Source organism: Maricaulis maris, from assembly GCF_036322705.1.
Classification (GTDB): Bacteria; Pseudomonadota; Alphaproteobacteria; order Caulobacterales; family Maricaulaceae; genus Maricaulis; species Maricaulis maris_B.
This window is the reverse complement of sequence record NZ_AP027270.1, coordinates 2,650,726-2,667,291: the sequence shown is the minus strand read 5'-3', so window position 1 is coordinate 2,667,291 and position 16,566 is coordinate 2,650,726. Positions and strand designations below refer to the sequence as shown.

The following is a 16,566-nucleotide window of genomic DNA, read 5'->3' as shown; positions in this document are numbered from 1 at the left end:
GGCTAATCGCCGACGTCGCTGCCGCCGCCGCCGGGAATGACACGGAAACTCGCGCGCCGGGCCTCGGGCGCGTCGGGTGGTTGGTGATCACGGACCGGATCCGCCGGGCGCGGCGCGGGATCCGCTGGCCCATCTAGATCGTCATAGATGTCGCGGCCACGCGGAACCGGACTGCCGGACTTGCGCTTGAAGCCATGACCTCGGGACATGGGTTTGCGAGCCTTGCCCTTGGCCTTGTTCTCGATCTCCCGCAGCTTCAGGGCCTGGCGCGAGGAGAGCGCATCCTCGGTATTGCCCTTGTCGGGATCATTGAAGGCCGAGCCGAATTTTTCGAGGCGTTCTTCAAGGGAGCCGAGGAATTCGCCCTCCCAATCGGAGAGGTCCGGCTTGTCGGCGTCAGACGCGGCTGCGGCCTTGCGGGCTCTCTCGAGCCGACGCAAGGCACGCCGTGTCTTCTTCTCGTCGATCTTGCGAACCACGCGGGCCTCCGGGTGAAGGCCGCCAGTTTAGCCCTCGACAGCGCCGAGATACAATTCCAGCAGCGCCTCGGTTTCCTGGCGCTCATGGCGGTCGATCTTGCGCAGGGCGATGACCTTGCGGAGGATCTTGGTGTCATAGCCGGACGATTTGGCCTCGGCATAGACCTCCTTCATGTCGGCCATGACATTGGCCTTGTCTTCCTCAAGGCGTTCAATCCGCGCGACAAACGCTTTCAGTTGTTCGCGGGCCGCAGCGCCGATGGCGTCGGATTCGTCTTTATGGGTTTCGGGCGCGGTGTCGGTGAATGCCATGGGGGAAGCCTTTCTGGTGGACGGAGCGGGAGACTAGTTCCAGCCCGGAAAGGCCTCAAGCGGCTGGGCCAGTCATGGCCGGTTTTCCAGCGCTGTCTGCCGACAGGCTGCGGACATTCATGATGGCGTCCAGCACGATCCGGGGGTGGTGGTGGTGCAGGTTGTGGCCTGCTCCATTGACCCAGCGCAGGGCCCCACGCTGCAAGCGTTTGGCGACCATTCCGCCATGACGATGCGACCACAGGACCGTGTCGCCCTTCGCCGCGATGATCTCCGTCGGCTGGGTGATGTCCTCGTAGCCATCTTCCTGCGCTTCCAGGTGGAAATTCACCTGCATCATGTCACGCGCATTGGCCCGCCAGGTGGCAGGGCGCAGGAGCAGCGGCAGGGCGGTCCTGTTGAGATAATCATCCGGAACCGGTTCCGGGTGGAAAGCGCTGTGTGCGCCGCTCATCGCCTGCCGCTCGCCGATCAAGGGGACAATGAAGTGGGTGATCAACGGTCCGAGAACCGGCCAGAAGCTGGCGGCATTGAACCAGGCCGCATCGCCGATCCACGCCGACAGCGCCGGGGCGATCAGCACGATGCTGTCGACCCGGTCGGGATGGTCCATGGCCAGTCTCATGGCGATTGCGCCGCCCCAGGAATGCCCGACAACGGTGACCGGCCCGCAGTCCAGCGTCTCGATCAAGCGGGCGATCAGCGCGGCTTCATTCCGGGGTGTCCACGCACCTTCCGGGCGTTCGCTCCAGCCGAGGCCAGGCCGGTCAAGCCAGATGACCGGCTCGCTGGCGAAGGTCTCGGCGAGGGCCAGATAGGGTTCCTCAAGATTGGAGGCTGCACCGTGCAGGACAAGGATGGCCGGTTCGCCGCTCTTGCCAGTCGCAGGTCCGGTCCGGCGGACATGCAGCCGGACGCCGTCAACGGTCGTGAACTCGGCCCGTGGCGGAAACCGGGCCTCGATCCGGGCAATAGCACGCCGCGCCCGCCACCCGTAGAACACCATCACGGCGATGAAGATGCAGACGATCACCGCGAGACTGATCTGAAGGGTGGCGTCGGACAGCATCGGCCTAGAGGGCCCGTCCGGCTCTCAGGGCCAGTAGCCGGTCCCGTGCCTCGATCGCACCGGGATGAGCCGGGTAGATCGCCAGAGCGTCCTCATACGCCTCCAGCGCCGCGTCGAGCTCGTTGGCCCGCTCCAGCAGGCGGGCAATGGTCAGGTAAGCGTCGTAGCGGCGCGGTTCGATAGTGAGCGCGGTGTTGAGGGTTTCCAGCGCATAACCCCAATCCTCCGCCGCGGCCGCCATGCGTCCTGCTGCGAGCCAGCCCTCGGCAAAATTCGGGTCGAGCTGGGTGACATGATTATACATGCGCGCGGCGATATCGGCGTTGTCGGCGTCCTCTGCAGCCCGTCCGCGATCCATCAAGAGGGAGATCGTGTCGCTGCCGGAATGGGACCACAGGGCGTGGATTTCATCGATCAGGGGGCGGGCCTCTCGCGGACCGGCTTCAGCCAGGGCGTCCAGTCGTTCGGCCAGGCGGACTTCCGGGCTCTGGAATTCGGTTTGAGGCGCGATCTGCACCTCTGCCGGCCCGGTGTCTTGGGCAAACGTGACGAGCAGAAGGCCGGAAATCAGGATCGGTGTCATACCCGAAACATAAACCCAAGCGCCGCCGCGTCCAGATGGTCAGACCATATGATGGATGAGAATTAAGACCGGCTCAGTGCCGCGTCGAACCCTCAGGCGGCAGAATGGCGGTCGAGAACCAGAAACGCTCGACAGCATCGACGATCTCTTCATAGCCGAGGGCGTCGAACGGCTTGGTCAGATAGGCATTGGCGTGCAGGGAATAACACCGCGTGACATCAGCCTGCGATGAAGAGGTTGTCAGCACGAGGACCGGGATATTGGCCAGCCGGTCATCCGACTTCAGGGTCTGCAGCACATCGCGCCCGTCAATCTTCGGCAGGTTCAGATCGGGTAGGATCAGGTCCGGAACAGGGGTGTCGGCATACTCGCCAAGCCCGCGCAGGCGGTCGAGTGCGGCTTCTCCGTCCCGGACGACTTCCAGCTCGCGGCGGACGCGACCCCGTTCGAATGCATCCCTGACAAGAAACTCGTCACCGGAATTGTCCTCGACGAGCAGAATTTTGGCGGAGCGCGGCATCTTCATGGGTCTGCTTTGTCTGGGCTGATGATGGCTTCGTCTTGCGGATCAATTCGAGATTCTGGCAGATCGGATTTTGGCAGGGTGAACCGGAAAATGCTTCCGCTATCACCATTGGATGAAACTGTTAGCACGCCGCCGTGGGATTCAACAATTTTTCGGCAGATGGCCAACCCCATACCGCTTCCGGGATAGCTGTCCGGTGAATGTAGTCGCTTGAAGGGCATGAAGATCTGTTCGCGGTATTCCGGCTTGATCCCGATGCCGTTGTCAGCGACCTCGATTTCCCACCTGTCGCCGAGATCATGGGCCCTGATGGCGACCTCTGCGTCCTGGTCCACCGGTTGGAACTTCACCGCATTGCCGATCAGGTTCTGCAACAGTTGCCGCATACGGGCCGGATTGGCCCGCACGACCGGCATGTCGCCAATCCTGATCCTGTCGCGGACCGCCTGGACCGACGGTCCGAGCGTATCCAGTGTCTCGGGAATAAGGGTGCCGAGATCGACATCGCTGTTCATCATGTCGGTGTCTGAATTCAGCCGGCCATAGGTCAGAAGGTCGGTGATCAGACCTTGCATGCGGGCGGTCGCATCCAGCGTGTGACGGATGTAGGTCCGGCCACTCTCCTCAAGTGTGTCGCCGTGTCGGCTGGCGAGCAGGCCGGTGAAGTTCGAGATCAGCCGCAGGGGTTCCTGCAGGTCGTGACTGGCAACAAATGCGAACCGTTCCAGCTCCTCGTTGGCGCGGGTCAGGCGCTCGATAAAACGCTCCCGATCCGCCTCGGCGGCGATGCGGTCCGTGATGTCGCGCAGCACGGTCACGGAGCCGATCCGCTTGCCGTCGCCGTCCCGGATCGCCTCTGTCGAATATTCGGCAAAGAAGTCGCTGCCATCCTTGCGCCGGAAGCGCTCTGTTCCGCTGTGCTGGGCCTCGGCGCTTTCGCCCAGCATCATGGCGCAGTCGGCACGAGTGTGAGGGTGTCCGTATCTGTCGACCGGGTGAATGATGTCGTGAATGACCTTGCCGGTCAGTTCCTCGGCGCGATAGCCGAGCAGCTTCGCCGCAGCCGGATTGATCAGGACGCCACGGCCCTCGCCGTCGAAGCTGAGGATGGCGTCGGCCGCGTGTTCGAGAACCAGCGACAGGTTGTTGGACAGGGTCAGCGTCTCGGCTGTCTTCTCATCGACCAGGCGCTGGACCAGGTCAGTGCGGGCCGTGGCCAGCAGGGCGAGGGCGTTCAGGACGGTGACGAAGCACAGCCCTATCACGATGACGGCCCAGGACACCCAGTCCTGCTGGGCGTAGAGGAAGCGGTCAGTCGCGACGTAATCGATGCGCCACACTTGTCCGCCGATCAACAGATCGAGCTGTGTCGACAGGCGAGACAGATCCGGGACCGACCCGACCGTCCAGAATACACGCCCCTGCTGATCGATGCCCTGGACCCGGTGGGTGTAGACCTCTCGCTCGTGGGAAAAGGCATCGGAGAGAAGGGCATCAATCCGGAAGGTGCCGACGGCGACCCCGGTCAGCCGAGCCCGCCGTTCTGCGAGGCTGGCCGGTAGTTGCCGGTCGGAAAATGCGGGTATGGCAAAGGCAATCCAGGCGGAGCTGCCTTCGCCATTGAGACCGGAACTGGCGAGCAGGCCGGTGCTCAGGCTCTGATCAATCAGCTGATTCAAGCCATCAAAGGCGTAGTCGGTCACGATGCGCTGATCCGACCCGATCGGGACGGTGCGACCGGTATCGAACTGAAGACCCTCCAGCGGTGCAATAATGGCGTGGCTGGGTCGGCGGCCGCTTGTGCCGTTGACCAGCCAATGGACCGAGCTGGCACCCTCGAACTGGCCAAAGGCAATGTCGACGAATGTGGCGAACTCCTCCTCGGTCACGTTTTCCGATGCGGCAAAGAAACCTTGCAGGGATTCCAGTCTCCGTCGGGCGCCATTGATCCGCTCCTGCAGGGCGATGTGATCCTCCACGACCTGGGAATTGAAGGTTTTACGGCGTTCATCCAGTGCGTTCATCCGGGTCAGAACGAAGGTCGTGACACCGATCAGGGTGAGGATTGTGAAGACCAGCGCAATACTGCGCTTGCGGGGCAGGCTGACCCGCGTCTTGTCCATCAAAAGCAGGATAACCGGTGTCAGCGCGGCGGCCCCGACCGCATTGCCAACCCAGTTTCGGGCGAAGGTGGTGAGCAGATCCAGATTGTTGGGCGCCGCTCCCGTCAGCGTTACCCAAGCCGAGCCGAACGCGGCCCCGCACAGACCGGCCAGTATCGCGCCATAGCCGATCAGGCGGGCGAGCTGTGCGCCCTTCTCGAGCGACAGGCCCCCGTTGGAGTCCGTGGGAACGAGGCGTTTGGCAACCAGGGCCTGAATGACTGCGGCTGCCGCGACGCCGGTGCTGCCGGCGATCGTGCGCTAGGGCATTTCCATCGATCTTAGAGTCGCGAAGGGATTCACTTGGGCCGCGAAGTGTGATTCTTAGTGTGTCATCATTGAGCCGGGAGGTCATGGATGACACGAGCGATGAGCGAGGATTTGCGCTGGCGGGTGGTTCGTCTTGTCGTCGACGAGGGTTTGTCGACGAGCGAGGCGGGGCAGCGCATGTGGGTCGGCAAGTCGACGGTTGGTAGCTGGGTTCGGCTTTTCCGACGAACCGGAGGCGTGTCGCCGCGCAAGAAGGGCAATCCGGGCCGCTCCTGCCTGGATGCGCACGAAGCCTTCATTCTCGGCCTGATCGACGAACGGGCGGACATCACGCTGGCGGAGATGGCGCAGCGTCTCGAGGCGGATCACGGTCTGCGCGTTCAACAAAGCACGCTCTGGTATTTCCTCGATAAACGCGGGCAGACATTTAAAAAAAGACGGGCCACGCGGCCGAACAGGATCGGCCGGACGTCTACGAGCGTCGCGTAGAATGGTTCGAACGCCAGCCGGATCTCGATCCGGAACGCCTCGTCTTCATCGACGAGAGCGGCGTGTCGACCAAGATGGCGCGTCTGTACGGGCGCTCCCCCAAGGGCGAGCGCTGCCGCGCCCCGATCCCGCACGGGCACTGGAAGACGATCACCTTCACCGCCGGGCTGCGTCTGAACGGTGTCGCCGCGCCTGCGTTGGTCGACGGCGCCATGAACGGCGAGACCTTCCTGACCTGGGTTGAAGGCATGCTGGTACGCGAACTTGAGCCCGGCGACATCGTGATCATGGACAATCTGCCTGCCCACAAGGTCGCCGGCGTGCGCGACGCCATCGAGGCCGCCGGCGCCAGCCTGCTCTACCTGCCGCCCTACAGCCCGGACTTCAATCCCATCGAAAAGGCGTTCTCAAAGCTCAAGGCCCTGCTTCGCAAGGCTGCAGCCCGCACCGTCGATGATCTCCACCAGGCCGTCGCCAACGCCATCGACGCCATCACACCGGCTGAGTGCGTCAACTACTTCAAAGCCTGCGGATATGACCCCGATTAAAATGAAAACGCTCTAGGGGCCGGCGTCCAGCACGAACAGCCCGAAGGGCAGCGTTAGGACCATCATGCTGAAGAAAATCGCGGGCAGCGCCCGGTATCCGATGGTCAGGACAGCGGCGAGCCCGACTGCGGCGGGCAGCCAGACCGGAGCCAGGAAGCCCGGCGGGATGGCCATGGACAGGGAGGCGACGCCCGCAATCAGGTAGGCAATAACAATGATTGCGCTCGATTTGAGATCACGCATTGGCGCAATCGCCTCCCGCCCCGGTACCCGTGCGACATTTCGGGTTCGATAGAAGCGCAATTTTGTCGTGACGACAATTATTTGCGCGGGAGGCCGAAAGCGGGCCGGCGCATGCGCCGGCCCGGATCAGTCACATCAGGCTGCCGTCGCGATATCCGACAGGGCCATGGCGGTGCGCAGCTGGTCCTCGGTATCGCCCAGCTGGTGGTCAATCATGATCAGGCGCTTGGCATAGTGAGAGCCGGAATACTCCCAGGTCATACCGATTCCGCCATGCATCTGCACGGCTTCCTCGGCGACGAGCTTGCCAGCGCGACCAATCAGGTTTTTCGCCTGCGCGACAGCGAGGGCTCGGGCCTTGGGGTCCGCGTCGAGTTTGGAGGCTGCATAGATCGTGATCGAGCGGGCCTGTTCAATCTCGATCGAGAAATCGACAAGGCGATGCTGAAGCGCCTGGAAGAGCGCGATCGGGCGACCGAATTGCTGGCGCTGCATGAGGTAGTCCTTGGTCATCACCTTGAGGACATCCATGGCACCGACAGCTTCGGCGCAGAGTGCAACCCGTCCGGCGTCGAGGGCGGCCTCGATGGCGGCCCGGGCGTCTTCGGCAAGGCAACGCGCCTTGGTCTTGTCGAGAATGATCTCGGCTGCGCCGGCGCCATCGATCATGGCATAGGGCAGGACCTCGGCGTCGCTCGCGGCGACTTCATAGAGGCCCAGGGCGCCCGAGGCTGATTTGGCCGCGATGAGGATATGGTCGGCGCTATTGCCGCCATAAACCACCGTCTTGCGGCCGGTCAGGGTCTCGCCGTCGACCGTGGTCGTGATCGAGTCCAGATCGCCATAGGTGTCGCTCTCGTCAAAGCCGAAGGCCGCCTTCTCCGACCCGGCGATGATTGCCTCGATACGCTCGGCCTCGCCATGGGCGGCGTAGAGACGCAGCGCCATTAGATTGCCGAGCATGGGTTCAGGACAGATCGCCCGGCCCAGCTCCTCGAACACGGTGGTGATGTCGAAACCGGCACCGCCAAAGCCGCCATCATCCTCGCTCACGAGCGCGCCGAGAATGCCCAGTTCGGCCAGCTCGGCCCATTTGGCAGGGTCATGGAAGTCACCGTCATAGGCGACCTTGTTGCGGTGATCGACCGGGTACTGGTCCGAGAGATAGCGACGCAGGCTATCCCCGATCATGCGGCGATCTTCAGTCGGCGTGAAATCCATGATCAGGCTCCGAAGGTTTCTTTGGCGATGATATTGCGCTGGATCTCGTTCGATCCGCCAAAGATCGAGAGCTTGCGATTATTGAAGTAGTTGGCCGCGTTGGACGCCGCCTCCGCCGGAGCAATCGCGTAATTGCCGATCACGTCCTCGGACGGGAAGGGAGCTGCGGTGGCACCAAGTGCGCGGCGCGACAGGTCGTTGATGGCCTGACGGATCACCGTGCCCTTGATCTTCAGCATGGACGACACTGAACCCTGCGCGTCGGCGACGCCCGACAGCATGCGCAGATTGGTCATGCGCATGGCTTCCAGATCGATCTCGACCTCGGCAACCTTGGCGGCAAACAGGGGGTCTGTGGCCAGCGGCTGGCCCTTGCGCTTGACCTTGCGGGCCAGCGACTTGAGCTGGCTGAGGGCTTCGCTGGAGGCCCCGACACCGGCGATATTGGTGCGCTCGTGGCCGAGCAGGTATTTGGCGATCGTCCAGCCCATATTCTCTTCGCCGACCATGTTGGCGGCCGGAACGCGGACATCGGTGAAGAAGACTTCGTTCACCTCGAAGCCGCCCTCGATCAGCTTGATCGGGCGCATTTCGATGCCCGGCGTGTCGAGATCAACGAGGATGAAGGAGATGCCCTGTTGCGGCTTGCCCTCGGTCGAGGTGCGGACCAGGCAGAAGATCTTGTTGGCGAACTGGCCCAGCGTGGTCCAGGTCTTCTGACCGTTGATGATGTAGTCGTCCCCATCGCGGATGGCGCGCGTCTTGAGGCTGGCCAGATCGGAGCCGGCACCCGGCTCGGAATAGCCCTGACACCACCAGTCTTCACCGGACAGGATGCGCGGCAGGATCGTGGCTTTCTGCTCCTCGGTGCCGAACTTGATCAGCACCGGGCCGAGCATGTTGAGGCCGAAGGGGACCGTGCGGGGGGCGTTGGCGCGGGCACACTCTTCCTCGAAGATATGCATGCGGACCGAGTCCCAGTCCGTGCCGCCGTGCTCGACCGGCCAACCTGGCGCCAGCCAACCCTGTGCGTTCAGGGTGGCGTGCCAGTTTTCCATGTCGTCGCGGTTCAGATCGCGGCCATTGCGAACCTTGGTGGCCAGCTCTTCGGACAGGTTGCTCTTCAGGAAGTCGCGGACTTCCTGGCGGAAGGCTTCTTCCTCGGGGGTGAAATTCAGATCCATGATGTCTCTCCTCGCGCCTTTGTATCGACCGTATTCAGGACAAAAGCGAGGCCCGGTCTTGTGCCGGGTCCGATCCGCTTTCGATGACTGGGTATGTATGTAAATCAAAACCCGCCGATGTGAATAGTGCGCAGGTGCAGCATTTGGTGCGGCGCTGCGGCGCAGGCGCGGGTGACGTAAGGGGAAAGCCGGAGCGCCGGTTTGCGGGGTCAGGCGGAGGCTGGCAAGCCACGCGCTTCGAGCGCTGCGACAAGGGCCTCACGCCCGTTAAACAGCTCGGCGTCAAAGCCATGGGCGCGCGCTGCGTCGACATTGGCCTGCCGGTCATCGAAAAAGACGACGTCTTCCGGACGGTAGGGCAGGCGGGCGTCGGCGATCGCGTAAATCTTCGGATCCGGCTTGATCACGCCCTCATGCGCCGAGACGATCACGTCCTTCATGTGGCGCATTTGCGGGTAGAGCCGATTGACCGGTTCGACCCATTCGGCAGGCAGATTGGTCAGCGCGTATTGCGGGACGGCGGCTGCGGCGAGGGCGTCCATGATCTCGGGCGTGCCGTCGATGGCGCCATTGAGCATCTGCTCGAACCCGCTTTCCCAGGCGCGGATGGCGTCTTCGAGGTGCGGATAGGCCTCGATCAGAGGCAGGCGGTTGTCCGCCATGGAGACGCCGCGATCATGCGCAGCATGCCACTCCATCGTACAGACCGTGTCGAGAAAGTTCCGGCACTCGGCCTCGGTGGCGAACAGTTTCTCGTAGAGATAGGCGGGTGACCAGTCCAGGAGGACATTGCCGAGATCCCACAGAACGGCTTTCGTCGTCATGCCATCTCCTCAACGCAAAACCCGCGCACCTTTCGATGCACGGGGCAAGCGGCGTAAAAGCTGGGAAGCAAGCGCGCCTGTAAAAGACAGCGCCGACGCGTCGACTAACCGGCGCGCGCTTTGAAGCGCGGATCGGTCTTGTTGATCACGTAGACACGGCCACGGCGCTTCACGACCTGGCAATCGCGGTGACGGTTTTTCAGCGACTTGATCGAGCTGCGGACTTTCATCGTGTGGCCTTCGCGTTACAAGCGTAATTCAACGGAGCGCGGGAGATACTGGAGGCGAAGCGGCCTGTCAACGTATCTGATGTGCTTGAGCCGCAGATCGTGCAGCCCCGCCGACGCAGGATGATTGCCGCAGCGCCATTGCGGTCTACTCTCCCATCAAAGCCCGGGGAGGGGAAGACATAACACGCAAGACAGCAGCCGATTTTGATCCGCGCATTCTCGATCTGTTCGATGGCTATGTGCACGGCAAGATGAGCAAGCGCGATTTTCTGCGCCGGGCTGGCCAGTTCACTTTGGCGGGCGTCAGTGCCGCCGCCCTGCTCGAAGCCTTGCAGCCCGACTATGCGCTCGCCCAGCAGGTCGCACCGGACGACCCGGACATCATCACGGAACGCGTCAGCTATGCCTCGCCCGACGGGCATGGCGAGGTCCGTGGCCTGATGGCGCGGCCGACCGGTCCGGGACCGTTCGGTGCGGTCCTGGTCGTGCATGAGAACCGCGGGCTCAACCCTTATATCGAGGACGTCGTGCGGCGCTGTGCCAAGGCCGGCTATCTCGCGCTTGGCCCTGATGGGCTGACCTCGCTCGGCGGTTATCCCGGCAATGATGATGACGGTCGGGTGATGCAGCGCGCGCTCGATCCGCAGCGTCTGCTGGCCGACTTCTTTGCCGGCTTTGAGCACTTGGTCGATCACCCGCTCTCGACCGGACGGGTCGGGGCGGTCGGCTTCTGCTATGGCGGCGGCGTGTGCAATGCACTCGCGGTGGCCTATCCGGAGATGGCGTGCTCGGTCCCGTTCTATGGCCGACAGGCGGCAAGCGAGGATGTCCCGGCCATCGAGGCCCCGCTGCTTCTGCAGTATGCCGGCAATGATGATCGCGTGAATGCCGGGTGGCCCGCCTACGAGGCCGCGCTGCAGGCTGCGGGCAAGACCTATGAGGCGCATGTCTATCCGGGTGCCAGTCACGGCTTTCACAATGACACCACGCCCCGCTACGATGAGGCCGCTGCGACCTTCGCCTGGTCGCGGACGCTGGACTGGTTCGACCGCCATATCGGTTGATCGCCGAAGATCGGAGCGCGCATGACCGCGACTATCGTACTGCCTCGCCTGATCCGCACCGGCTCGGGCGCCCTGGGTGAGATTGCCGATGTGCTGACGCGCTGCGGTATCACGCGACCCTTGATCGTCACCGATCCGACCATGATCACGCTGGGCTATGCGGATCGGCTGTTCGAGGCGCTGGCGGCTGCCGGTGTTGCGTATGGCGCATTCGGCGACACCGAGCCGGAACCGACCGAAACATCGGTGATCGCGGCGGAGGCTGTGCTGCGCGCCGGGGCGGAGGGTGGAGACTATGACGGTCTGGTCGCCCTCGGCGGCGGCAGTGCGATCGATACTGCCAAGGCGCTGGCCGTGCTCGGACCGCATGGCGGCCGGATGCGCGACTACAAGGTGCCCCGCATCGTCGATGAGCCGGGCCTACCCGTGATCGCCATTCCGACCACCGCCGGGACGGGGTCTGAAGCGACCCGGGTCACCGTGATTACCGATCCGGAGAATGACGAGAAGATGCTGTGCATGGGGCTCGCCTTCATGCCGGTCGCCGCAATTCTCGATCCGGACCTGACCCTGTCACTGCCCAAGCGCGTCACGGCGGATACCGGTATCGACGCACTGACCCATGCCATCGAGGCCTATGTCAGCCGCAAGGCCTCGCCTTTTTCCGACCAACAGGCGTTGGCCGCGATGCGTCTGATCGCGCCCAACCTGCGCCGGGCCTTCCATGACAGCGAGGACCGGGCGGCGCGAGAGGCGCTTCTGATCGGGGCCTGCTTCGGTGGGATCGCCTTTTCCAACGCCTCGGTCGCCCTGGTGCACGGGATGAGTCGGCCAATTGGCGCCTTCTTCCATGTGCCCCACGGTCTTTCGAACGCGATGTTGCTGCCGGCCGTGACCACTTGGTCGATCCCGGCGGCCCCGCGCCGCTATGCCGACTGTGCCCGCGCCATGGGCTTGGCGGGAGAGGGCGTCAGCGACGCCCATGCCAACGATGCTCTTCTGGATGAGTTACGGGCGCTCAATGCAGAACTGGGTGTGCCGACACCCGCCGGCTTTGGTATCCGGCCCGAGCGCTGGCAGCAATTGCGCCCGCTGATGGCCGAGCAGGCGCTCGCTTCCGGCTCGCCGGGAAATAATCCCCGCATTCCGACCGCCGACGAGATCGTGGCCCTGTATGACGCGGTCTGGGGCTGAGGCGTGGAAATGAGGTTTGGCGGTAACACCCGACTGCCGAATGGCCGCCTTACAGCTTCGAAAGTTGCCCGCGCCGGGCACGCTCCATAGTGTGCGCGCCATGACAGGCTTGGGTAATACGGGTGCCGCCGTTCTGGCGGCCTTTTTCGTGGCTGCGTCCGCTGCGTCAGCGGCCCAGCCCGGCACGATTGACGTCGATGTCGAGCTCGTGCTCGCCGTCGATATTTCCTATTCCGTCGACGAGGAAGAGGCCCGGCGCCAGCGCGAGGGCTATGTCGCCGCGCTTGCATCCGAAGACGTGATCCGGTCGATCCAGGGCGGGCCGCTGGGCCGGATCGCCGTAACCTACGTCGAGTGGGCCGATAGCGGGTTCCAGCGCGCCGCTGCCGACTGGACCGTGATCGCGTCGGAAGAGGACGCGCTCGGCTTTGCGTCTCGCGTTGCGTCGGCGCCACTGGAGCGTGGCCATTATACCGCGATCGGGGCGGCGTTGGCGGATGCGGTCAACCGGATCGAGACCAATGATTACACCGCGCCGCGCCTGATCATCGACATCTCCGGCGATGGCCCGCAGAACCAGGGCCTGCCGCTCGAGCAGGCGCGGGCCATGGCGGATGCTGCGCAGGTGGTGGTCAACGGCCTGCCTGTGATCTCGGCCGCCAGTGGTCGCTGGGTCCGTCCGGTCGAAGTCAATCTGGATGACTATTTCCGCGACAATGTGATCACCGGGCCCGGCGCCTTCGTGCTTCCGGCCCGCACCGAGGCCGAATTCCGCGAGGCGATCCTGCGCAAGCTGATCATCGAGATCGCTGGGGCCCTGCCGTCACCCGGTGAGGTGGACGCGGAATATGGCAACCGAGTGAGCCGCGCGCCGTGAACAGGGGCCTGCCGCTTGTCGGGGCCATGGCTGTCGGCCTGATGCTGGGCGGAGGGCATCGTGAACCGGCGCCCTGGATCGCCGAACCGCGTCCGCATGAATATACGGCGGATGGTCGGGAATATGTCGATCTCGAACTGGTCCTGGCGGTCGATGTCTCGTCCTCGATCGACGAGGCTGAAGCTCGCCGGCAGCGCGAGGGTCATGTCGCGGCGCTCGCCGACCCCGATATCATCTCGGCGATCCAAAGCGGTGGCTATGGGCGTATCGCGGTTGTCTATCTTGAATGGGCGGATGCCGATTTCCAGCGTGTTGTCGCGCCCTGGACGGTGATCGAGACGGAAGAAGACGCGCAGGTCTTCGCGGCGACGCTCGCAACCGCACCCTTCATCTCGGGTCGCCGGACGGCGATCGGTGCCGCGATGGACAGTGCGATGACGCTGATGGACGAGAACGCCTATGAGGGCGTCCGTCGTGTCATCGATATTTCCGGTGACGGGCCGCAAAATGCCGGGCCCAGCCTGAGCGCCGCGCGTCAACGGGCTGAAGCCGGGTCGATCACGGTCAATGGCCTGCCCATAACGGGCGGTCGCCAGCATCCGTTCCGGCCCTCGGTTTCCATCGATGTCGGCGCCTATTTTGAAAATCAGGTGATTGCCGGCCCGGGCGCCTTCATTTCGCCCAGTAATGAGCATGATGATTTCGTGGACGCGCTTCGGCGCAAGCTTATTATCGAAATCGCCGGGCTCGACCCCCTTCTTTTCCGCGAGCCGGCCCCGCATGTGAGGAATGGATGATCCGTCGACTGCTTGTACTCGCTGCCAGTTTTACCCTGATCTCGACCCCGGCGCTCGCCCAGCCCGAGGGTGAGAGTTTCGCCGACTGGCTCGGAGATTTCCGCGGACGCCTGATCGCAACCGGTGTCGAGGAGACGACCGCCTCGGCCATGCTCGACGGGCTGCAGCCGGAGATGCGGATCATCGAGAGTGATCGCAGTCAGCCGGAATTTGTCAGGCCGCTCTGGTCCTATCTCGACATCGCCGCGTCGGATCTTCGGATCAGCAATGGCCGCAGCGCCTTTGCGGACAATCGTAACCAGGTCGATGCGATCGCGGCTCATTTCGGCGTGCGTGCCGAAATCCTGATCGCCATCTGGGGGCTGGAAAGCTCCTACGGCGCCATTCCGGGCAATAATGACATCGTTCAGGCGCTCGCCACGCTGGCCTGGGAAGGCCGTCGCCGCAGCTGGGCCGAGGCCCAGCTCATCGCTGTCGCTGAAATGCTGGAGTCGGGATACGCGACCCGCGAACAGCTGACCGGCTCCTGGGCTGGCGCGATGGGGCAGATGCAATTCATCCCGACCACCTATCTTGATCGCGCGCATGACTGGGACGGCGATGGTCGCCGCAATATCTGGACCGATCCTGGTGATGCCCTGGCCTCGGCAGCCAATCTTCTGGCGCGCGAAGGCTGGCGCGAGGGAGGCCCGACCATTCTGGAAGTCCGGGTCCCGGCCGATTTTGATTTTTCCAGCTGGGATCCTGGGCAGTCGCGGCTCGTCAGCGAATGGGCCATGCGCGGCCTGACGCCCTCGGCCGGAGATTGGCAGGCTGATCACCTGATGCGCGCGGCACGGCTCGAACTGCCGGCCGGCGGGCAGGGGCCGGGCTTTCTGACCTTCCCCAATTTCCGGGTCATCAAGCGCTACAACAACTCGACATCCTACGCGATCGGCGTGGCCCATCTGGCCGACCGGATCGCCGGTGAGCCGGCCCTGGTCGGTCCCTGGCCCGAAGATAACCCGCCGATCAATCGCAGCCAGACCCGTGAGGTCCAGGCGGCGCTCAACGCGCTTGGCTTTGACAGCGGTACGCCGGACGGGATGGCCGGTCCGAACACACGCTCGGCCCTGCGCGACTTCCAGCGTGCCTATGGTCATTCGGCCGACGGCTATCTGGGACGCGCGATGTATGAGGCCGTGCTGGCGGCGCAGGCGGTCCGGGCTGAGTGATCAGACGTCCGGCTCGACCTCGACAACCTCGACAGCGCGCCGGATGCCCGGATGATACCAGGCGATGACCAGGGCGATGAGGCTCAGGACCGCGGCGACGTAATAAGGCACGACGTGGCCCAGCTGGTTGTACATGAAGAGACCGCCAACCGGCCCGATGATGAAGCCGAGGCCGGCCGTGGCTGTGGTCAGACCGGCCACACGTCCCTGTTCCTCGGGTTCAACCGCGATGGATGCGCCGCCGACAAAGCCCGAGCGTGACAGTCCGAATGCGAAGCTGATCAGGATGTAGGCGGTGACGATGCCGGCATAATTCGGGGCGATGATCATCAGACCGAAGCCGGCGACCGTGATCAGGGCGCCGAGCGACATCAGCACGCGGGCGCTCGCCTTGAGCGCCGGGATGACGACCAGCTGGGCGACAATCAGGGCTCCGGCGCCCGCGGCCAGCGCGATGGCGGACATCTGCAACCCGTCACGCTCGTCGAGGCCGAGGGAATCCATGATGAAGAAGGCGAGGGTCGACAGGCTCAGCGACTGGACGATCCAGGTCACCCCGCCATAGCCGACAAAGGGCGCGATGCGTGGATCTGCGGCAAAGGCAAACTGCTTGAACGGATTGATGGGCCGGTTCTGCTGCTTGGGCGGTGATTGCTCCGGCAGCTTGTACCAGACGGCGACCGCGCCGAGCGCGACCGTGGCCGAGATGATCACCATGAAGATCGGCACCCCGACGAGTTCGACCAGCGTTGCCGCCAGGGTTGGTCCGATCACGGCGCCCATGCCGAAGGCGGCGGTCAGTCCGGCCAGGGCCTCGGTCCGTTCGGCCGGCGAGGTGCGGTCGGCGACATAGGCCTGGGCAGCGGGATTGGTCGCCGAGCCGAGTGAGCCGAAAAGCGAGCGTGCCAGTGCCATGGCGAAGATGGCTGCCAGGGGCGGCACCCAGCCGCTCTCGCCAGCCCAGGCCGCGGCCGCGAAAATCAGGGTCGAGCAGGCAAAGGCCGAGAGGCCGAAGACGATGAAGGGCTTGCGTCCGCGGCGGTCCGAAAGGGCGCCCCAGATCGGGGTCATGGTCATGAAAAGAACAGCGGACACGGTGTAGATCGCGCCGACCCAGTATTCCGGTACGGCCAGGCCGCGCGCCAGCGGCGGCAGGATGGCAAACAGCATGTTGTTGCCGATCCCGGTCGCCATCAGGCACAGGAAAAGCAGGCGGAACGCACCGCGGCGCTCGGTCTGGCTGGACGGGTTGGAAGCATCATAGGGTGGTGTCATGGACT

The 16,566-nt window shown here is 64.0% G+C and carries 18 protein-coding genes; 6 read left to right on the top strand and 12 right to left on the bottom strand.

What is annotated here, in order from left to right; all coding sequences use genetic code 11:
* Positions 1 to 2: 2 nt before the first annotated feature.
* From AAA969_RS12670 to AAA969_RS12645, 6 genes are all read right to left on the bottom strand, one after another.
* A complete protein-coding gene (locus AAA969_RS12670; protein WP_338246417.1) occupies positions 3 to 479 on the bottom strand; it encodes a hypothetical protein in 477 nt (158 codons plus the stop codon).
* 27 nt (positions 480 to 506) lie between these two features.
* On the bottom strand, positions 507 to 791 hold the full coding sequence (locus tag AAA969_RS12665) for a DUF2312 domain-containing protein (RefSeq protein ID WP_338246416.1): 285 nt from the start codon (positions 789 to 791) through the stop codon (positions 507 to 509).
* 55 nt (positions 792 to 846) lie between these two features.
* Complete coding sequence (locus AAA969_RS12660; RefSeq protein ID WP_338246415.1) at positions 847 to 1,860, bottom strand: alpha/beta fold hydrolase; 1,014 nt, start codon at positions 1,858 to 1,860, stop codon at positions 847 to 849.
* A gap of 4 nt (positions 1,861 to 1,864) precedes the next feature.
* Complete coding sequence (locus AAA969_RS12655) at positions 1,865 to 2,443, bottom strand: tetratricopeptide repeat protein (protein WP_338246414.1); 579 nt, start codon at positions 2,441 to 2,443, stop codon at positions 1,865 to 1,867.
* A gap of 73 nt (positions 2,444 to 2,516) precedes the next feature.
* The gene (locus tag AAA969_RS12650) at positions 2,517 to 2,969 is read right to left on the bottom strand and encodes a response regulator (protein WP_338246413.1); all 453 of its coding nucleotides are present in this window, start codon (positions 2,967 to 2,969) and stop codon (positions 2,517 to 2,519) included.
* The gene (locus AAA969_RS12645) at positions 2,966 to 5,386 is read right to left on the bottom strand and encodes an ATP-binding protein (protein ID WP_338247251.1); all 2,421 of its coding nucleotides are present in this window, start codon (positions 5,384 to 5,386) and stop codon (positions 2,966 to 2,968) included. Before AAA969_RS12645 ends, AAA969_RS12650 begins: the two co-directional genes overlap by 4 nt.
* A gap of 102 nt (positions 5,387 to 5,488) precedes the next feature.
* On the opposite strand from AAA969_RS12645, the gene AAA969_RS12640 reads away from it, so the two are divergent.
* Positions 5,489 to 6,438 (top strand): IS630 family transposase gene (locus AAA969_RS12640; protein ID WP_338243350.1). Its coding sequence is split into 2 segments (ribosomal slippage): positions 5,489 to 5,831 and positions 5,831 to 6,438, totalling 951 coding nucleotides; the frame shifts between segments, so codons are not numbered across the junction.
* A 12-nt stretch (positions 6,439 to 6,450) separates the two neighbouring features.
* Here AAA969_RS12640 and AAA969_RS12635 read toward each other — a convergent pair.
* The 5 genes from AAA969_RS12635 to ykgO form a co-directional block, all read right to left on the bottom strand.
* The gene (locus tag AAA969_RS12635) at positions 6,451 to 6,681 is read right to left on the bottom strand and encodes an MASE1 domain-containing protein (protein ID WP_338246412.1); all 231 of its coding nucleotides are present in this window, start codon (positions 6,679 to 6,681) and stop codon (positions 6,451 to 6,453) included.
* Between the two features lie 135 nt (positions 6,682 to 6,816).
* Entirely contained in the window at positions 6,817 to 7,902 is a 1,086-nt protein-coding gene (locus AAA969_RS12630) for an acyl-CoA dehydrogenase family protein (RefSeq protein ID WP_338246411.1), read from the bottom strand.
* Between the two features lie 2 nt (positions 7,903 to 7,904).
* Positions 7,905 to 9,086 carry an acyl-CoA dehydrogenase family protein gene (locus AAA969_RS12625; RefSeq protein WP_338246410.1) on the bottom strand — a complete coding sequence of 394 codons (1,182 nt, stop codon included), beginning with the start codon at positions 9,084 to 9,086 and terminating at the stop codon, positions 7,905 to 7,907.
* Between the two features lie 209 nt (positions 9,087 to 9,295).
* On the bottom strand, positions 9,296 to 9,910 hold the full coding sequence (locus AAA969_RS12620) for an HAD family hydrolase (protein WP_338246409.1): 615 nt from the start codon (positions 9,908 to 9,910) through the stop codon (positions 9,296 to 9,298).
* 104 nt (positions 9,911 to 10,014) lie between these two features.
* Positions 10,015 to 10,140: a type B 50S ribosomal protein L36 gene (gene ykgO, locus AAA969_RS12615; protein WP_011644457.1), complete on the bottom strand. Its 126-nt coding sequence runs from the start codon at positions 10,138 to 10,140 to the stop codon at positions 10,015 to 10,017.
* A 179-nt stretch (positions 10,141 to 10,319) separates the two neighbouring features.
* Between ykgO and yghX the strand changes: the two genes are divergently transcribed.
* From yghX to AAA969_RS12590, 5 genes are all read left to right on the top strand, one after another.
* A complete protein-coding gene (gene yghX, locus AAA969_RS12610; protein WP_425325056.1) occupies positions 10,320 to 11,204 on the top strand; it encodes a YghX family hydrolase in 885 nt (294 codons plus the stop codon).
* Positions 11,205 to 11,225: 21 nt separating this feature from the next.
* Positions 11,226 to 12,398, top strand: coding sequence for an iron-containing alcohol dehydrogenase (locus AAA969_RS12605; protein WP_338246408.1), 1,173 nt, complete (start codon positions 11,226 to 11,228; stop codon positions 12,396 to 12,398).
* Between the two features lie 100 nt (positions 12,399 to 12,498).
* Positions 12,499 to 13,275: a DUF1194 domain-containing protein gene (locus tag AAA969_RS12600; protein WP_338246407.1), complete on the top strand. Its 777-nt coding sequence runs from the start codon at positions 12,499 to 12,501 to the stop codon at positions 13,273 to 13,275.
* On the top strand, positions 13,272 to 14,072 hold the full coding sequence (locus AAA969_RS12595) for a DUF1194 domain-containing protein (RefSeq protein ID WP_338246406.1): 801 nt from the start codon (positions 13,272 to 13,274) through the stop codon (positions 14,070 to 14,072). The genes AAA969_RS12600 and AAA969_RS12595 overlap by 4 nt, the downstream gene beginning before the upstream one ends.
* Positions 14,069 to 15,286: a lytic murein transglycosylase gene (locus AAA969_RS12590; protein WP_338246405.1), complete on the top strand. Its 1,218-nt coding sequence runs from the start codon at positions 14,069 to 14,071 to the stop codon at positions 15,284 to 15,286. The genes AAA969_RS12595 and AAA969_RS12590 overlap by 4 nt, the downstream gene beginning before the upstream one ends.
* On the opposite strand, the gene AAA969_RS12585 is transcribed toward AAA969_RS12590, so the two are convergent.
* Entirely contained in the window at positions 15,287 to 16,561 is a 1,275-nt protein-coding gene (locus AAA969_RS12585) for an MFS transporter (protein WP_338246404.1), read from the bottom strand.
* Positions 16,562 to 16,566 lie beyond the last annotated feature (5 nt).

Coding starts and splice junctions, on each gene's coding strand:
- AAA969_RS12665 (WP_338246416.1), bottom strand. CDS start 791: ATGGCATTCACCGACACCGCGCCCGAAACCCATAAAGACGAATCCGAC.
- AAA969_RS12660 (WP_338246415.1), bottom strand. CDS start 1,860: ATGCTGTCCGACGCCACCCTTCAGATCAGTCTCGCGGTGATCGTCTGC.
- AAA969_RS12655 (WP_338246414.1), bottom strand. CDS start 2,443: ATGACACCGATCCTGATTTCCGGCCTTCTGCTCGTCACGTTTGCCCAA.
- AAA969_RS12650 (WP_338246413.1), bottom strand. CDS start 2,969: ATGAAGATGCCGCGCTCCGCCAAAATTCTGCTCGTCGAGGACAATTCC.
- AAA969_RS12635 (WP_338246412.1), bottom strand. CDS start 6,681: ATGCGTGATCTCAAATCGAGCGCAATCATTGTTATTGCCTACCTGATT.
- AAA969_RS12630 (WP_338246411.1), bottom strand. CDS start 7,902: ATGGATTTCACGCCGACTGAAGATCGCCGCATGATCGGGGATAGCCTG.
- AAA969_RS12625 (WP_338246410.1), bottom strand. CDS start 9,086: ATGGATCTGAATTTCACCCCCGAGGAAGAAGCCTTCCGCCAGGAAGTC.
- AAA969_RS12620 (WP_338246409.1), bottom strand. CDS start 9,910: ATGACGACGAAAGCCGTTCTGTGGGATCTCGGCAATGTCCTCCTGGAC.
- ykgO (WP_011644457.1), bottom strand. CDS start 10,140: ATGAAAGTCCGCAGCTCGATCAAGTCGCTGAAAAACCGTCACCGCGAT.
- AAA969_RS12605 (WP_338246408.1), top strand. CDS start 11,226: ATGACCGCGACTATCGTACTGCCTCGCCTGATCCGCACCGGCTCGGGC.
- AAA969_RS12600 (WP_338246407.1), top strand. CDS start 12,499: ATGACAGGCTTGGGTAATACGGGTGCCGCCGTTCTGGCGGCCTTTTTC.
- AAA969_RS12590 (WP_338246405.1), top strand. CDS start 14,069: ATGATCCGTCGACTGCTTGTACTCGCTGCCAGTTTTACCCTGATCTCG.
- AAA969_RS12585 (WP_338246404.1), bottom strand. CDS start 16,561: ATGACACCACCCTATGATGCTTCCAACCCGTCCAGCCAGACCGAGCGC.